Annotated in this window: 14 protein-coding genes and 2 tRNA genes; 2 read left to right on the plus strand and 14 right to left on the minus strand. The window is 70.5% G+C overall.

Annotated elements, in window-relative coordinates:
- Nucleotides 1–200: 200 nt before the first annotated feature.
- The 6 genes from M4D53_RS17205 to M4D53_RS17230 all read right to left on the minus strand — a co-directional run bounded on the left by M4D53_RS17205 (nucleotide 201) and on the right by M4D53_RS17230 (nucleotide 5,210).
- Nucleotides 201–1,589, minus strand: coding sequence for an MFS transporter (locus tag M4D53_RS17205; RefSeq protein WP_259955264.1), 1,389 nt, complete (start codon nucleotides 1,587–1,589; stop codon nucleotides 201–203).
- Nucleotides 1,590–1,631: 42 nt separating this feature from the next.
- The gene (locus tag M4D53_RS17210) at nucleotides 1,632–2,843 is read right to left on the minus strand and encodes an alpha-hydroxy acid oxidase (protein ID WP_259955265.1); all 1,212 of its coding nucleotides are present in this window, start codon (nucleotides 2,841–2,843) and stop codon (nucleotides 1,632–1,634) included.
- 153 nt (nucleotides 2,844–2,996) lie between these two features.
- Nucleotides 2,997–3,725, minus strand: coding sequence for a GntR family transcriptional regulator (locus M4D53_RS17215; RefSeq protein ID WP_259955266.1), 729 nt, complete (start codon nucleotides 3,723–3,725; stop codon nucleotides 2,997–2,999).
- A gap of 138 nt (nucleotides 3,726–3,863) precedes the next feature.
- A tRNA-Ala gene (locus tag M4D53_RS17220) sits at nucleotides 3,864–3,936 on the minus strand.
- Nucleotides 3,937–4,027: 91 nt separating this feature from the next.
- Nucleotides 4,028–4,118: transfer RNA gene (locus tag M4D53_RS17225), tRNA-Ser, on the minus strand.
- A gap of 45 nt (nucleotides 4,119–4,163) precedes the next feature.
- A complete protein-coding gene (locus M4D53_RS17230; RefSeq protein ID WP_259955267.1) occupies nucleotides 4,164–5,210 on the minus strand; it encodes a hypothetical protein in 1,047 nt (348 codons plus the stop codon).
- Nucleotides 5,211–5,386: 176 nt separating this feature from the next.
- Between M4D53_RS17230 and M4D53_RS17235 the strand changes: the two genes are divergently transcribed.
- Nucleotides 5,387–6,169, plus strand: coding sequence for a hypothetical protein (locus M4D53_RS17235; protein WP_259955268.1), 783 nt, complete (start codon nucleotides 5,387–5,389; stop codon nucleotides 6,167–6,169).
- 3 nt (nucleotides 6,170–6,172) lie between these two features.
- Here M4D53_RS17235 and cydC read toward each other — a convergent pair whose 3' ends face one another.
- The 5 genes from cydC to M4D53_RS17260 are packed head-to-tail and all read right to left on the minus strand — an operon-like array spanning nucleotide 6,173 to nucleotide 12,611.
- Entirely contained in the window at nucleotides 6,173–7,840 is a 1,668-nt protein-coding gene (gene cydC / locus M4D53_RS17240) for a thiol reductant ABC exporter subunit CydC (RefSeq protein ID WP_259955269.1), read from the minus strand.
- Entirely contained in the window at nucleotides 7,837–9,495 is a 1,659-nt protein-coding gene (gene cydD / locus M4D53_RS17245; protein ID WP_259955270.1) for a thiol reductant ABC exporter subunit CydD, read from the minus strand. The genes cydC and cydD overlap by 4 nt, the downstream gene beginning before the upstream one ends.
- Nucleotides 9,492–10,520 (minus strand): cytochrome d ubiquinol oxidase subunit II, encoded by a 1,029-nt coding sequence (gene cydB / locus M4D53_RS17250; RefSeq protein WP_259955271.1) that lies wholly within the window; start codon nucleotides 10,518–10,520, stop codon nucleotides 9,492–9,494. Before cydB ends, cydD begins: the two co-directional genes overlap by 4 nt.
- 14 nt (nucleotides 10,521–10,534) lie before the next feature.
- On the minus strand, nucleotides 10,535–11,950 hold the full coding sequence (locus M4D53_RS17255; protein WP_187662433.1) for a cytochrome ubiquinol oxidase subunit I: 1,416 nt from the start codon (nucleotides 11,948–11,950) through the stop codon (nucleotides 10,535–10,537).
- Nucleotides 11,937–12,611 (minus strand): helix-turn-helix transcriptional regulator, encoded by a 675-nt coding sequence (locus M4D53_RS17260; protein WP_259955272.1) that lies wholly within the window; start codon nucleotides 12,609–12,611, stop codon nucleotides 11,937–11,939. The genes M4D53_RS17255 and M4D53_RS17260 overlap by 14 nt, the downstream gene beginning before the upstream one ends.
- 100 nt (nucleotides 12,612–12,711) lie before the next feature.
- On the opposite strand from M4D53_RS17260, the gene radA reads away from it, so the two are divergent.
- On the plus strand, nucleotides 12,712–14,079 hold the full coding sequence (radA, locus tag M4D53_RS17265; protein ID WP_187662435.1) for a DNA repair protein RadA: 1,368 nt from the start codon (nucleotides 12,712–12,714) through the stop codon (nucleotides 14,077–14,079).
- Between the two features lie 18 nt (nucleotides 14,080–14,097).
- On the opposite strand, the gene M4D53_RS17270 is transcribed toward radA, so the two are convergent.
- The 3 genes from M4D53_RS17270 to M4D53_RS17280 all read right to left on the minus strand — a co-directional run bounded on the left by M4D53_RS17270 (nucleotide 14,098) and on the right by M4D53_RS17280 (nucleotide 15,970).
- Entirely contained in the window at nucleotides 14,098–14,517 is a 420-nt protein-coding gene (locus M4D53_RS17270) for a dehydrogenase (RefSeq protein ID WP_187662436.1), read from the minus strand.
- A 241-nt stretch (nucleotides 14,518–14,758) separates the two neighbouring features.
- A complete protein-coding gene (locus M4D53_RS17275) occupies nucleotides 14,759–15,409 on the minus strand; it encodes a hypothetical protein (RefSeq protein WP_187662437.1) in 651 nt (216 codons plus the stop codon).
- A 60-nt stretch (nucleotides 15,410–15,469) separates the two neighbouring features.
- The gene (locus tag M4D53_RS17280; protein ID WP_259955273.1) at nucleotides 15,470–15,970 is read right to left on the minus strand and encodes an amino-acid N-acetyltransferase; all 501 of its coding nucleotides are present in this window, start codon (nucleotides 15,968–15,970) and stop codon (nucleotides 15,470–15,472) included.
- Between the last annotated feature and the right edge of the window lie 101 nt (nucleotides 15,971–16,071).

A 16,071-nucleotide genomic window follows, 5' to 3' on the forward strand; every position in this document is an offset into this window, starting at 1 on the left:
CCGATCTCGTTTCCGTTGTCAAGTCCGAGTTTCTTCGGCCCGACCGTGGGAACGGATCAGCATCCTTCATCTTGTTCACTCAGTGAGTGTGTGGGATTCGGGAGGTGTTAGCTGCTTGACGGGAGCCGGTCCGAGGACCTCCGCTCAACCGTTTGGGGCGAACAGGTAATAACTTACGTGGGTTCCAGGCATCGGGCAAATCACCGCCGATTCCCGGGCGTGTCGCCTCCTCCCGCTCCGTCCGACACCCTCTCGGCCGGCGCGGTCACCGACGGACCGGACGCCTCCTCGGGCTGCAGGTCGCCGATCCGCTTCGGCGTGGCGACCACCGCGACGAGCGACACGAGGCAGGCGGCGATGACGAACAGCACCACGAGCCAGAGCCCTCCCCCGGCGGCCGCGACGAGCGCGGTGGCGATGAGCGGAGTCGGGCCGGCGACCAGCGCGCCGTTGAGCTCCCGGGCCGTCGCGACGCCGGTGAAGCGGTACCTGGTCGGGAAGAGGTTCGTGAGGAAGGTCCCGGTGGACGCCGCGGTCGCACCCACGGCGATGACGCCGAGCGCCGTCATCCCGAGAGCAGCCAGCACCGGGTCGCCGGACTGCAGGGAGAGGAAGACCGGGTACGTGAGGACGATCCCGGCGACCGAGCCGAACATCACCACGCGCTTGGCCCCGAAGCGATCGACCGCGACGCCGCCGAGGACAGGAGCGAAGGCGGTGAGCAGTGAGGACACCAGGACCGCGATCAGCGCCTCGACCCGGGGCATCCCGACCGTCAGCGTGAGGTAGCTCAGCGCGAAGGCGCTCAGCACGTAGTTCGTCACGTTGTGCCCGCAGACGCTGAAGAAGCCGATGACGAGCTCGCGGGGGCTGCGGCGGAACAGCTCCGCCAAGGGCACCTTCGTCGCGGACTGCTCCGCGTTCGTCACCGCTTCCCGGTACTCGGGCGTCTCCTCGAGGCGACGACGGATCCAGAGCGCCAGGACGAACAGGACGGCGGAGACCAGGAACGGAATGCGCCAGGCCCCGCCGAGGAGCACGTCGCCGGGCAGCATCGAGGCGAAGGTGAAGGCCAGAGTCGCGAGGAACGCTCCACCAGGGGCGCCTGAGGTGACCAGTCCGATGACCCGCCCTCGGCGGCGCTCTGGCGCGTACTCGGCGACGAGCGTGAGCGCACCGGCGAGTTCCGCACCGGCGCCGAAGCCCTGGATGAAGCGGAACAGGATCAGCAGGATCGGCGCCGCCACCCCGATCGCCTCGGCAGTCGGGAGGAGCCCGATGCCCACGGTCGCGATCCCCATGAGCACGATGGTCAGGATCATCGCGGGCTTCCGGCCGACCCGGTCGCCGAGGTGGGAGATGATGAGGCCGCCGAGCGGCCGCACCACGAACCCGACGGCGAAGGTCGCGAAGGCGAGCATCGAGGCGGAGGCGGGGATGACGTCCGGGAAGAAGAGCGGGCCGATCACGAGGCCGGCGGCGGCGCCGTAGAGCGCGTAGTCGTACCACTCGATGAGCGTGCCGAAATAGGCTGCGGCGATCGCCCGCCTCGCCTGCGGGGTCATGGTGCGCTGCTGTTCGTTGGCCATGGGGCGTCCTTTCGTCATTGAAAAGTGCTGGCGTGGTCGTGGTTATCCGGTCGGCGCGAGGACGGCGCTCCCGCGGCCGCGCAGTTCGGCGGTCGTGCGCACGCCGAGAAGCTGCATCGTCGACAGGGTCTCGTTCGCCATGAGGTCGAGCGCGCGCTCCACCCCGATCCGTCCGCCTGCCATGAGGCCGTACATGTACCCCCGGCCGAGGAAGACGAAGTCGGCTCCGCACGCGATCGCGGCCACGACGTCGAGGCCGCTGCGGATGCCGGAGTCGAGGAGGATCGGGACGTCGTCGCCGACGGCGGCGCGCACCGCACCGACGACCTCGATGGGCGCGATCGCACGGTCGAGTTGGCGACCGCCGTGGTTGGAGACCCAGATGGCGTCCGCTCCGGCGTCGATGAAGCGCTCGGCGTCGATGGCGGAGAGCACGCCCTTCACGACGATCGGCCCGTCCCAGTTCCCCCGCAGCCAGCGCACGTCGTCCAAGGACAGCGCGGGATCGAACATGCTGCTGACCACGTCGGTGACGCTTCCGGATCGGGGCCCGAAGTTCGCCATGGCCGGTGCATCGTGTGCCAGCAGATCGAGCGACCACGCGGGATGCAGCGCCGACTGCACGGCGGTGCGCAGCGTCAGACGCGGCGGCATCGAGAGTCGGTTGCGGTCGTCGCGGTAGCGCTGCCCGGGCACCCGGGTGTCGACGGTCAGCACGAGGGTGTCGAAACCCGCCGCAGCAGCCCGCTCGATGAGGGCGAGCGACGCGGCACGATCCCGCCGCAGGTAGAGCTGGAACCAACGCCGTGCAGCGGGCGCCGCGTCGGCGACGTCCTCGATGCTCCGCGTGCCCATCGTGGAGAGCACGAACGGCACATCGCGGTTCGCAGCCGCGCGGACCCCGTCGGTCTCGCCGGCCGCGCGCATGAGGGCGGTGAGGCCGATGGGGGCGATGCCGATCGGCATCGCATGCTCGCGTCCCAGCAGGCGGGTGGTGAGCGACGCTCCGGCTGCGCTCTCCGTGACGGAGGGCACGAACCTCCGGCGGGCGAAGGCCGACTCGTTGTCTCGGGCGGCTTGCTCGGTCACCGCGGCACCCTCGACGTAGTCGAAGACGAATCCGGGCACGCGACGCTTCGCGAGCCGGCGGAGGTCGCCGAGGCTACGTGCCTCCGCCACGCGCGTCGCCTCGGTGGGAAGCGCCGGCGGAGCGAAGCTCAGCAGCTCGGTGAAGGTGCGGATGCGGCGTCGCAAAAGTCCTGGTTCCTCTCGGCAGCCCCGGGCCGGTCGAAGAGCCGACCGCGGTGTCGGCACCACCATAGCCACCAAATATCTCGGGCACAATAGCGATATGCGTCAGATATATCTGACACGACCAGAGGGTCGCTCCTTCGCGACGAGCGCGGGTCAGGCTTCGAGGAATGCCTGGAGGACGAACTCCCGCAGCTCCACGAGGTGGCCGCGCATGGCCTCCTCGGCAGCCTGCGGATCGCCGGTGCGGATCGCCTCCAGCACCTGCTGGTGTCCGTTGTTCTCGACGTCCGAGTGGATTCGCGCATCGATCGCCGGGATCAGGTGATGACTCCGTGTCGTCTCGTCGAACAGGCCGCTCATGAGCGTCTTAGCCCGAGCGTTGCGCGCCGCGCCGAGGATGCACTCGTGGAAAGCGCGCGCCGCATCGGTCAGCTCCGCCGTGCCGGAGCCGCTGCGCTGCGCGTCCAGGATCGAGCTGAGCTCCTCGATGAAAGCCTCGTTGCCGTAGCGCGTCGCACCCGCCGCCATCGGCGGTTCGATGATCAGGCGCAGATCGAGCACCTCGCGCACCTCGTTGATGCCCAGCGGGCGGACGACGTATCCGCGCCGGGGAAGGGCGACGACGAGCCCCTCGACGACGAGGATCTGCAGGGCCTCGCGCACGGGCGTCTTCGACACCCCGAAGCGCGCGGCCAGCTCCGGTTCGATGACGACCTCGCCCGGGGCGAGCCGGGTGCGGACGATGTCGTCCCTGAGCGCCACATACACCTTCTGCGTGCGCGACAGCACGCGATCCCCCTCGCCGAGGGCCGCGGCACGGCGCTGGCTGTCGACGGCATGCGTGTGCAGGGTCGAGCCGGATTCGCTGGGCGTCGCGTCCATGTCCTCAGCCTAGGGGCACGGAATCGAACCCCCGCCGCTGCCGAGCGGTCTCGTCGCAGCGGTCGGTCCGGCCCAGCGCTTCAACGAAAGAACCTCGCCCTGCGAGATGCGGGGCGAGGCTCTTGCGTTCTGTTCCTGTGGACCTAAGGGGATTCGAACCCCTGACCTCCTCGATGCGAACGAGGCGCGCTACCAACTGCGCCATAGGCCCGTGAACGACATCTACGTTATCACGCTCGGGATAGCCGACAGGACGAAGGCCCCGCATCTCCGTGTTTCCAGGGGAGTCGGGGCCTTCGTGGTGGCGGTGACGGTGGGATTTGAACCCACGGTAGGGGGTTACCCTACACAACTTTTCGAGAGTTGCACCTTCGGCCGCTCGGACACGTCACCGCGGATCAGTTTACGACACCGGGGCCGAGCGCGCGAATCGGCGGGTCACCAGGCGGTGGCGACCTCGGCGTGGGCGCGGAGGATGCCCTCCGTGGAGCCGGCGGGGGCGCGGCCGATGCCGCACTCCGTGGCGACGCCGAACTCCGGGGCGAATGGGACGGCGGCGGCGATCCGGCGACGCGCACCCTCCGCGCCGTCCTCCCGGTGCACGAGTCCGAGGTAGAGCTCCTCGACCGGGGTGAGCTCGGCGAGCGGAGCGAAGTAGGCCTCGTCGTCGTGACCGATCGGCACGGGAAGGTGCAGCCAGGTGAGCGGACGGTGGGCCGCGGCGATGACGGCGTTGGCGTAGCGGACGAGCGCGCCGGCGTCGGTCGGCTCGAAGAAATGCTTCTCCCCCGCGTCGCCGTAGCAGAGGTGCACGCCCACCTCGACGTCGTCCGGGACAGCATCGACGAGCGCGCCGAGCCGCGAGACGAGTCCGTCGAACGAATCGCCCGGCCACCACGCCTCCATGACGGCGCCGTAGCCGGAGGCCCCCTCGATGATGCCCATCTCGCTCGCGACGTCCCACTGCACGGCGAGGTCCCCGTGCGGGATCGCGGCGAGGGTCTCGTCGAGCTCGCGGAGTAGCGCGGCGGTGTACACGGGCTCGATCGCGGCCCGGTCGTCGCCGTGGAAGAACGAGGAGATGACGGCGAGCGGGGTGGGCAGCGACACCTGGAACCGGGTGCCCGCCGCGACGACTCCCTCCTCACGCAGCCGCGCGAAGAGCTCGTACGACTCGATCGCCGCGGAGGCGTAGCCGAGCGCAGGGAGCGCGATCGTCGCCGGGTCCACGCCCTCGGCGATCCGCAGGCCCCGGGCGTCGATGCCGGCGGGGAACGGGATGGGCTCGTCGCCGATCCGCTCGATGCCGTCCGCCTGACCGATGACGTCGGGCTGGAACATGATCCAGTGGAACCGCTTGCCGACCTCGCCGTCCGGGATGCGACGCAACCGGTCGCCGAGCAGCTCCGCCGCGGTGCGCATCGTGGTCTCGGCGTCGTCGAAGTTCACACTGCCCACGAGAAGGGCACCCTGGGGCTGCGTCATGCCCTCAGAATATCCCTCGCCGACCCACCCCCTTCCGGCCGAGCCACCCCTCTGCGTGCGGCCGGAAGGGGGTGGGACACACGCAAGGGGGTGGGTCGGCGAGGGGAGGTCGGGATTAGGATTGCCTAAGAACCCGCCGCCTCCGGGGGCAGAACGACGGGAAGGATGCAAGCAGCATGGGATTCATCACGTCTGCGGCGCTCGCCGAGACCGGATACGTGGTCCTCGACGACGAGACCACCCCGGTGGACCCGTCCGAGTGGCGTGACCTCGAGTACGTCGGCTGGCGCTCCTCCGGCATCACCCGCTTCGCACCCCTGACGAGCTACGCCGGCGACATCGACTGCAACGGCTTCTGGAACCACACACCCCCGCGCACCGACAAGGACGGCGTCTGGATCCCGGCGCAGGTCGCGGTCGCCCCGACCCTGCAGCGCCGTGCCCTGGCCCCGGGCGCCGGCATCGGCCGCTGCCGGGTCATCGAGCTCCAGCCCAACGACTACGCCGACGCGATCTACAACCTGCACCAGGACGACAACAACCGCCTGAACGAGCCGGGCACGGGCTGGGTGGTCCGCGGGTATTACAACCTCACCGACGACACCGACTCGATGCTCATCCTCCGCTCCGACCGGTTCGACCCGGCCACGGAGGTGCGGCTGCCGCTGCGCGCCGGTTCGCGGATCATCGTCGACACGCAGCGCTTCTGGCACGCCGTGTGGCACCGCGGCACGGGTCCGCGGTACGCGCTCATCACCTCCTGGACCAGTGGCCCCGAGCTCGACGCGTACATCGCCGCCCACCACGGCGACCCGCATCCGGCGACGGTCGACCTCGACCCGCGTCTCATCGACGAGGCCCAGGTCGAGATGCACCGAAGGATCGAGGAGCGCCGTCGCGCGTTCGAGGCGCAGGGCATCGTGATGGAGCCGCCCGCCGACATGAACCTCGTCGGCTGAGGCTCAGACCGTCCGGCCGCCCTCGATCCGCACGACCCGGTCGACCGTCCCCGCAGGCGGCGCCACGTGCGAGATGAGCAGCACCGACTGCTCCCCCGTCGCCCGCAGCAGGTCGCGCAGCAGAGCGTCCGAGGCCTCGGGGTCGACGCCGGCCGTCGGCTCGTCCAGCACGAGCACCGGGAAGCCGCGGAGCAGCGCGCGAGCCAGGGCGATCCGCTGCGCCTGGCCGCCGGACACCAGCGCACCGCGGTCGCCCACCCGGGCGTCGAGACCCCCGCGCTCGCGGACCCAGGCCGCGAGGCCCACACGGTCGAGCACGGCGAGGAGCTCGTCATCGGTGGCGGTGTCCCTCGCGAAGAGCAGGTTCTGCCGCACGTCCTCGTCGAACAGCTGCGGCTGCTGCTCGCACAGACCGACGATGCGCCGCAGTGCCGGTCCGGACAGGGCTGCCGCGTCGAGGTCGCCGATCCGGTACTCGCCGTCCACGCGGAGGAAACCGACCAGTGCGGCCGCCAGCGAGCTCTTGCCCGCCCCGCTCGCTCCGGAGACGAGCACCCGCTCCCCGGGCGCAAGATCGAGGTCGACGCCGGTCAGCGCCGCCGCGCCTCCGGGCCAGTGCGCCGTGGCACCGCGCAGGACGAGGGCGGGCACACCCGCGACCTCGGCATCCTGCCCCGCGTCGGGCCGCAGCTCCGGCGGCATCCGTTCGGGCAGCACGTCCACGATGCGCTCCGCACTCGCGCGCACGCTCCGCCACGAGGCCGCGGCGATCGGCACGGCGCCGAACACCTCGAACACGACCATCGGCACGAGCACCGCGACCGCGAGCCACGGCGCATCGATCGCCCCCGTGTCGAGGCCCGGAGCCGCCACGGCGAGCGCCCACACGGATGCGGCCCCGGCCATCAGCGACACCACTCCGGCCGCGACGGCCTGCGCGAGCGACGCCCGACTGACCACGCGACGCAGCGCGGCGTCCGCGACGCGGATCCGCTCCCGCGCCTGCGCCTCCGCACCGAACGCGAGGAGCACGTCGAGACTGCCGAAGTAGTCGACGAGGGCCGCGGACACCTCGGCCCGACGCGCCGACACCGCGGCCTCCGCGCGGGAGCCGAAGATCCAGCCGAGCCCGACCGCCGCGAACGCGGCGACGAGGAGGCAGACCGCGAGGGTCAGCGCGGCGGGTGGCGAGACGAAGGCGAGGAAGCCCACCGCTCCGAGGGCGACGACGCCCGAGACGGCAAGCGGCTGCACGACCCGGAGCGGGAGGTTCTGCAGGTTCTCCACATCGTCGACGAGCGCCGCGAGCACCTGCCCGCGGTCGGTGGCGCCGAGCCCCGCCGGCGAGAGCGGGATGAGGCGGCGCACCATGTCGGAGCGGGTCGTGGCGAGCTGCCGGAGCGCGGCGTCGTGACCGCTCAGCCGCTCCAGGTACCGCGTGACAGCCCGGGTCACGGCGAAGAACCGCACCCCGACGACCGCGATGGACAGCGGCACGAGGGAGTCGACGATCGACGCGCTCACGATCAGCCAGCCGCTCACCGCGAGAAGGCTCACTGCGGCGGCCGCCGACAGCACCCCCCAGATCAGCCCGGGGAGGAAGCGGCGGAACGGCGGCTGCGCGAGCCGGAGCATGTCCCGGACCCGCTCGCTGCGCGTCGTCTCGGTCATGCGCTCACCCCCAGCGCCACGATCCGGTCGGCGATGTCCCTGGCCGAGCGGCGGTGCGAGACGAGGAGGATGGTCGCGCCGGTATCCGCCCGCGCGCGCAGCGACCGCCACAGCCGCTCCTCGGTGTCGGCGTCGAGGGCGCTGGAGGGCTCATCGAGCGCGAGCATCCGCTCCGGGGCACCGTCGTGGCGATACAGCGCCCTGGCCACCGCGACGCGCTGCGCCTGCCCTCCCGACAGCCCTGCGCCCTGCACGCCCAGCACGCGGTCGGCCTCGATCCCCTCCGCGCACGCGGCGTCGAGGGCCCGGCGCACGCGGGCGAGGTCGGGAGCCGCGTCGCCCAGAGCCACGTTCTCCGCGACCGTGCCGCGCATCAGCCCCGGCGTCTGGCCGGCCCAGGCGAGCCATTCCGACGGCGCGAGCTCGACGACGTCCCGTCCGTCCCAGGTCGCGGTCCCCGTGTAGTCCACCGCTCCGCGGAGGGCGGCGAGCAGACTCGACTTCCCGGAGCCGCTCGGTCCCTCGATCAGGGTCACCGTCCCCGGCTCCGCGACGAACGACACCGGCGGCAGGTCCCTCACCCGGAGCCCCTCAACCACGAGTCCGTGTGCCACCTGCACGACTCCGGCACGGCTGCCGGACGAGTCCACGGGGTTCGGTCGTGCATCCGTGTCCGGATCGTGCCTGCGCACCCCGCCGCGGTCCCGGTCGCGCGCCGCATCCAGCACATCGAACACGTCTTCCGTGGCCGCGACGCCCTCGGCCGCGGCGTGGAACTGCACGCCGACCTGACGGATGGGGAGGAAGGCCTCCGGGGCGAGCAGCAGCACGAAGAGCCCGACCTCCAGGCTCAGGTCTCCTGACAGCAGCCGGAAGCCGACCGCGACCGCGATGAGCGCGACCGCGAGCGACGACAGCAGCTCCATCGCGAACCCCGAGAGGAACGAGAACCGCAGCACCTTCATGGTCTCGCGGCGGTACTCGTCGGCGGTCACCTCGATGCGGTCGGCCGCCCGACGGTCCCGGCCGAACAGCCGCAGCGTCGACAGCCCCTGCACCGTATCGGCGAAGCGGGCGGCGAGGTGCTGCAGCGTCTGCCATTGCTTCTTTTGCACCGTGCGGGTCGCGATGCCGATGAGGATGAGGAACAGCGGGATGAGCGGCAGGGTGATGACGGCGGTGAGCCCGCTCGGCCAGTCCTGCCACCACATGACCGCGACGAGCACGGGCGTCGCGATGACGGTGAGGACGAGTTGCGGGATGTACCGCGCGAAGTACGCGTCCAGGGCTTCCAGGCCGTGACCGGCGGTGACGGCGATCTGCGTCTGGTTCCGCTGGGCGAGCCACCCCGGCCCGAGTCGCCCGACCGCTGCGACGAGCGCCGCGCGCAGCTGCATCCCGGTGCGGGCCGCGGCCTGCGTGCCCGCCGCATCGGACGCGGCGATGAGCAGGCCCCGCAGCAGCGCCGTCGCCAGCAGCCAGAGCAGGGTCACCGTGACGTCGCGACCCGCGATGGCGCCGACCACCGCCTCGGTGAGCAGCCACGCGAAGGCGATCGTCACCGCGGTCTGGAAGACGCCGATCGCGGCCGACGCCAGGAGGAACCCCCGGGCGGCGGCCGCGTATCGGAGCAGCCTCGGATCGACGGGTTTCACGCGTGCGCCGGAGCCCCCTCGATCGACCGGCGGGTGACGCGCTTACGGAACACCCAGTAGGTCCAGGTCTGGTACGCGATGACCAGCGGGAGGGCGATCAGCGCGGTCCAGCTCATGATCTGCAGCGTATACGGAGTGCTGGACGCGTTGGCGATCGTGAGGCTGAACGCCGGGTCGATCGTCGAGGGCATCACGAACGGGAAGAGGGCGGAGAACAGCATGACGACGGCGAACATGACCGTGAGCATGCCGGCGAAGAACGCCCACCCGTCGCGGCGGACGAGCGAGAAGCCGACCGCCGTGATCAGGCTGACCGCCGCGAGCGCACCGGTTCCGATGACCAGCCACAGCAGCGGCGCCTCGCGGCCCATCGCGATCGCGACCGTCCAGACCACCGTCGCGGCTGCGACGAGGATCGTCGGGATGGCGGCCTTCTTCGCGAGCTTCCGGGCATCCTCGTGCACCTGGCCGTCCGTCTTCAGCGCGACGAACAGCACGCCGTGCAGGAAGAAGAGCAGCAGGGTCGTCACGCCGACCAGCAGCGCATACGGGTTCAGCAGCGAGAAGAAGCCGCCGACGTAGATGTGGTTCTCGTCGATCGCCACGCCCTGCACGATGTTGCCGAAAGCGACACCCCAGAGCAGCGCCGGGACGACCGAGCCGATGACGATCATCCGGTCGAAGCCCTGCTTCCACTTCCGGCTCTCGCGCTGATGGCGGTACTCGAACGAGACGCCGCGGAGGATGAGCGCGAGCAGGATGAGCAGCAGCGGCAGGTAGAACCCGCTGAACAGGGTGGCGTACCACTCGGGGAACGAGGCGAACAGCGAGGCCCCGGCCACGATGACCCACGTCTCGTTGAGGTCCCACACGGGACCGATCGTGTTGATGACCTGTCGGCGGGAGACGTCGTCCTTGCCGAGGAATGGCAGCGACATGCCGACGCCGAAGTCGAACCCGTCGAGGACGAAGTAGCCGACGAACAGGAAGGCGACCACCCAGAACCAGATCGTTGCGAGATCCATGATGCTCGTTCCTCTCAGTACACGACCGACGGCAGCTGAGCCGTCTCCTCATGGGGCTGTTCGTCGGTGTCCGGCCCCTTCTGTGCGGCCTTGACGATCAGCTTCACCTCGACGACGGCGAGCGCGGCGTAGATCGCGGTGAAGGCGATCAGCGAGATCAGGACCTCGAGCCCGCTCACGCCGGGCGAGACGCCGTCGCGGGTGGACATCAGACCGAACACGATCCACGGCTGTCGGCCCATCTCGGTGAACACCCAGCCCATGATGTTGGCGGCGAGCGCGAGCGGGAACGACCAGATCGCGACCTTCCACATCCATGGCGCGACCGGCTTGGTGGCCTTCTTGCGGGTGACCCAGAGGCCGGCGACGGCGACGAGGGCGGCGGCCATGCCGAGGCCGATCATCCAGCGGAACGACCAGTACGTGATCCACAGGACGGGGGCGAAGTCGGTGAGGCCGGTGCTCGCGTAGGTCTGGGCGTACTCGGCGTTCAGGTCGTTGATGCCGTGCACGCAGGCGTCGAGCGTGTGGGTCGACAGCAGCGACAGCAGGTACGGCACCCGGATCGAGAACAGCTCGGAGCTGCCGTCCGGCGTGCCCAGCGTGAAGATGCTGAAGGAGGCGTCGGCGCCGCAGACCGTGTTGAACGTCGCCTCGGCTGCGGCCATCTTCATCGGCTGCGCGGCGTACATCGCCAGGCCCAGCTGGTCACCGGTGAGCACGACGCCCGCGGTGGAGAAGATCATCGCCCAGAGGCCGAACTTCAGCGAGACGCGCATGGTGTCGAAGTGCTGCCCGCGGGCCAGGTGCCAGGCGGACACCGAGATCACGACACCGGCGGCGAACATGAGCGCGCCGAAGATGGTGTGCGGAAACGCGGCGAGGGCGACGGGGTTGGTCAGCAGTGCCCAGAAGTCGGTGAGCTCGGCGCGGTTGGTCACCTCGTTGTACGTGTAGCCGACCGGGTTCTGCATGAATGCGTTGGCGGCGATGATGAAGTACGCCGACAGGATGCTGCCGATCGAGACGCACCAGATGGTGGCGAGGTGGATCTTCTGCGGGAGCTTGTCCCAGCCGAAGATCCAGAGGCCGATGAAGGTCGCCTCGAAGAAGAACGCCAGCAGGCCCTCGAAGGCGAGCGGGGCGCCGAAGACGTCACCGACGAAGCGGGAGTAGTCCGACCAGTTCATCCCGAACTGGAACTCCTGCACGATGCCGGTGACGACCCCCATCGCGAAGTTGATGAGGAAGATCTTGCCGAAGAAGCGGGTGAGGTGCAGGTACTGGACCTTGGCCGTGCGCACCCACGCCGTCTGGAAGATGGCGGCGACGAGCGCCATGCCGATCGTCAGCGGGACGAAGAGGTAGTGGTAGACGGTCGTCAGCCCGAACTGCCATCGGGCCAGGGCGAGCGGATCAAGCCATTCCATGAGCGACTCCCGTTCTGTTCGACGCCTGCGCGGCGGTGTCGCGCAGCTGCACGGTGCATTCGGAGGGCAGCGCGGCCTCGCGCACGCACTCGGCTTCGAGCGGACCCCCCGCTTCTGCCAGGATGCCCTGCATCAGGCCGAGATGCACCTGGCACAGCATCGGGCGGTCCTCCGGCCGGCCGGCCGCGTGCGGGCACGGGCTCAGGTCGACGGTCAGCCCGCGGTCATCCACGACCGGCTCGAAACCGCTCTCCTCCAGGTGCTCGACGAGGGCGTCGAGCTGGTAGGTGGCGTCCCTCCCGAGGGCGCTTCCGATGCCGGGAAGGACGCTGCGGAGGAGGTCGCCGCGACGAGCGGCGGCCTTGGCCTTGTTCCGCGCGACCGGGCTGGAGGCGTCGGGGGCGCCGGTGGCGGCACGGTACAGCGTCCGAGGACGGCCCCGGGTGGTGCGGTGCTCCACGGTCGGGATCACGTAGCCGCCCTCGATGAGCCGCTGGAGGTGCTCGCGCACCGTGTTCGGGTGCAGGCCGGTGGCCTCGCACAGGTCGCCGATCGCGAGTTCTCCGGAGGCACCGGAGTGCCCGGCCTCGAAGAGGAGGTGCAGGATGCGCACCCGGGAGTAGCTGGAGATCGGCCCGCAGACGGACCCGCCGTTGGACATGTCTCAATTATCGACCGGGACCGGTGGCCGTCGGGGGAACCGGGCCGTGAATAATCGCCTGGTCGATAGGGATGTCTGATCCCGCCGATAGCCTGGGGGCATGGCCACCCGGAAACCCGCTCCCCCCGCGTACGTCTGCACCGAGTGCGGGTGGACGACGGCCAAGTGGGTCGGCCGCTGCGGGGAGTGCCAGCAGTGGGGCACGGTCCAGGAGCAGGCCGCGCAGACCGGGATCCTCCGTCGCGTGAACGCGCTCGCCCCGACCGCCGATCGCGCCGCACGACCGATCACGCAGATCACGACCCAGGACGCCCCGCGGCGCACGAGCGGCGTCGGCGAGTTCGACCGCGTGCTCGGCGGCGGCATCGTGCCGGGAGCCGCGATCCTCCTCAGCGGCGAGCCCGGCGTGGGCAAGTCGACCCTGCTGCTCGAGGTCGCCGCGCAAGCGGCGCGGAGCGGGCGACGGGTGCTGTACGCGAGCGCGGAGGAGTCGCCGGCCCAGGTGCGGCTGCGGGCGGAGCGGACGGGCGCGCTGCACGACGAGCTCTACCTCGCGAGCGAGACCGACCTCGCCACCATCCTCGGACACATCGACGAGGTGCAGCCGCAGCTCGTCATCGTCGACTCCGTGCAGACCGTGTCGTCGTCCCTCACCGACGGCGCGGCCGGTCAGCCCAGCCAGGTGCGGGAGGTCGCCGCGACCCTGATCCGGGTGGCGAAGGAGCGCGACCTGCCGATCATCATCGTCGGGCACGTGACCAAGGACGGCCAGGTCGCGGGGCCCCGGGTGCTGGAGCACCTCGTCGACGTCGTGTGTCACTTCGAGGGCGACCGGCAGACCTCGCTGCGCTTCATCCGGGCGCTGAAGAACCGCTTCGGCCCCACCGACGAGGTCGGCTGCTTCGAGATGACCGGAGACGGCATCGCCGAGGTCCCCGACCCGTCCGGTCTGTTCCTGTCGCAGGGCGCCTCCGAACCCGGGACCTGTGTGGCCATCTCCCTCGAAGGCCGTCGCGCTCTCCCGGTCGAGGTGCAGGCGCTCACCGTGCCGAGCAACGCCCCGAACCCCCGCCGCATCGTGCACGGCCTCGACTCCTCGCGGGTGGCCATGGTGCTGGCGATCCTCGAGCGCCGGGCGGGCGTGCCCACCGGCAGCCTCGACGTGTACGTGTCCACGGTCGGCGGCGTGCGGTTCACGGAGCCCGCGGCCGACCTCGCCATCGCGATCGCCGTCGCCGGATCCATCCAGATGATCTCGGTCCCGCGTACGGTCGCCGCCGTCGGCGAGCTCAGTCTCGCGGGTGAGGTGCGGCCGGTGACGCAGGCGGCGCAGCGGCGGTCCGAAGCCGCGCGACTCGGCTACGAGCAGGTCGTGGACGACCGTTCGAAGACGCTGCGTGCCGCGCTGGGAGACGTCAGGGCACGGAACAGCACCCGTCGGCCCGACCGGGACATCCCGCCGTTCTGAGCCGGAGCGCGGCTGAGGTCAGGCGTCGAGGGCCTTGAGCAGCTCCACCGGGTCGGCCTGCATCGGGTGCGGTCCTGCGATGTCGAGGAACACGGTCGTGATCGGGTGCGCGGAGAGGAACGCCCGCAGCCAGGTGGCGTCGTAGATGCCCACGCCGGGCGGCAGGTTCGCCGGCTTGTTCTTCGCGTCGCTGAACAGCAGGAGGGCGAGGTCACCCGAGTTCGGGTCGCGGTAGGTCCAGACCTCGCCGCTGTCGAGCGGGTTGTCGCGGGCGCCCGGCTTGATGAGCGGGACGACGGTGGTGCCGTGCCGCAGGGCGAGCGCGACTGCGGCGACGTCCTGCTTCTCGAGCGCGAGCGCGAGCGCTTCGGACCGGAAGTCCTCGGGGGCGGGCTTCTTCTTCGCGCTCTTCCCGGACTTCGCCTTCTTCGCTGCCATGCATCCAGCTTAGGCATCGGGGCGACGCGGCGGCGCCGGGGAAAGATTGGGGCCCTCTCGAGTCCTCCATTGGGGACTGGGGTACTCGAGAGGGCCCTCGGACTCTCGAGCGGCGGTGTCGAAGCGCTGGGGACGCTGTGATTCGACGCCACTGGGGATGGCATGTTGCCGCATATCGGGAGAGTCACCTCTATGGTATCCCAAAGAGTGAGCCCTGTCAGCACAAGTGCCGGTCACGCCCTCAGAACAAGAGGATCTGGGTGGTGGTGGCGCTGGGGAAACCGCCGATCGAGACGCCCACGTGATACGAGGCCCCACCGCCGGGAGCCCGTTGCCGGTTCTCCTGCGCGCAGGTCTCGACGCTGGAGCGCGTGCGATCCCAGACGACCGGCTCCTTGCTCACCACGGTGGATCCCGCGGTGAGTGTGGCGATCATGCTGCTGGGGTTCTCCTGGCAGTCGGTCGACCGCCACCACACGTCCGAGCCGCTGGAGACCGTGAAGACCTGGGTCGTGGAGCCGACGTCGATCGTGCAGTCCCTGGTGCCCTTGTTGGTCAGCGAGATGGAGAGCTTCGGCGAAGCGCCGTCGGCGTACGACTCGGCATCCGTCACGGCCTTCACCTCGACGTCCTTCGCCTCGCACGCGACGACGGCCGGAGTGGCGTCCGCAGAGGGCGAGGGTGAGGGCGACGGCGAGGCTGACCCGGACGGCGTCGGACCGGCGGTGGCGGAGGAGGTCGGCGCGGGTGCGGTCCCCTGGCCGTCGGCGGCCGCCCACGGTCGAGCGACGAGGAGCCAGACGGAGGCTCCGACGAGCGCGAGGACGAGGAGCAGTCCCAACAGCACCGCCAACCGCCGACGACGATAGACGGCGGCGGAGTGACGGGGCATGCCTCCAGGTTAAGCGATCCCCCTCCACGAGCCTGGGAGGCGCGAGCGGTCGTCCGGGGCTCAGAGCACCTTGAGCATCCGGGTGTTGCCGAGCGTGTTCGGCTTCACGTGCGCGAGATCGAGGAACTCCTCGACGCCGGCGTCGCCGCTGCGCAGGAGCTGCGAGTACACGTCCGGATCGACGACCTGCTCCCCGATGGGGGTGAAGCCGCGACGGCCGAAGAAATCGACCTCGAACGTGAGGCAGAACAGGCGCGTGAGCCCGAGCGCCCGCGCGTTCTCCTCGAGCTGCTCGACGATCGCCCGACCGACGCCGTGATGGAGCCAGTCGTCGCGGACGAGCAGGGTGCGCACCTCGCCGAGGTCCTCCCAGATCACGTGCAGCGCGCCGCAGCCGATCAGCTCGCCGTCGGCCTCGGCGACGACGAACTCCTGCACGGCGCCGTAGAGCACGGCGAGGTCCTTGCCGAGCAGGATGCGCTGCTCCACCATCGGCTGGAGCAGGTTCCGGATGCTGACGATGTCGGCGCTGCGGGCCGGCCGGACGATGTACGCGCTCACCCGACCAGCCTAGGACCCGCTCCTGCCGTCGGCTCTCAGACGGGGCACAGCTTCGGAGATCCCGACCGACACTCCGGCACCCAGAAGCTGCGCCCCGCGTG

The organism is Microbacterium meiriae (assembly GCF_025143875.1).
Taxonomy (GTDB): domain Bacteria; phylum Actinomycetota; class Actinomycetes; order Actinomycetales; family Microbacteriaceae; genus Microbacterium; species Microbacterium meiriae.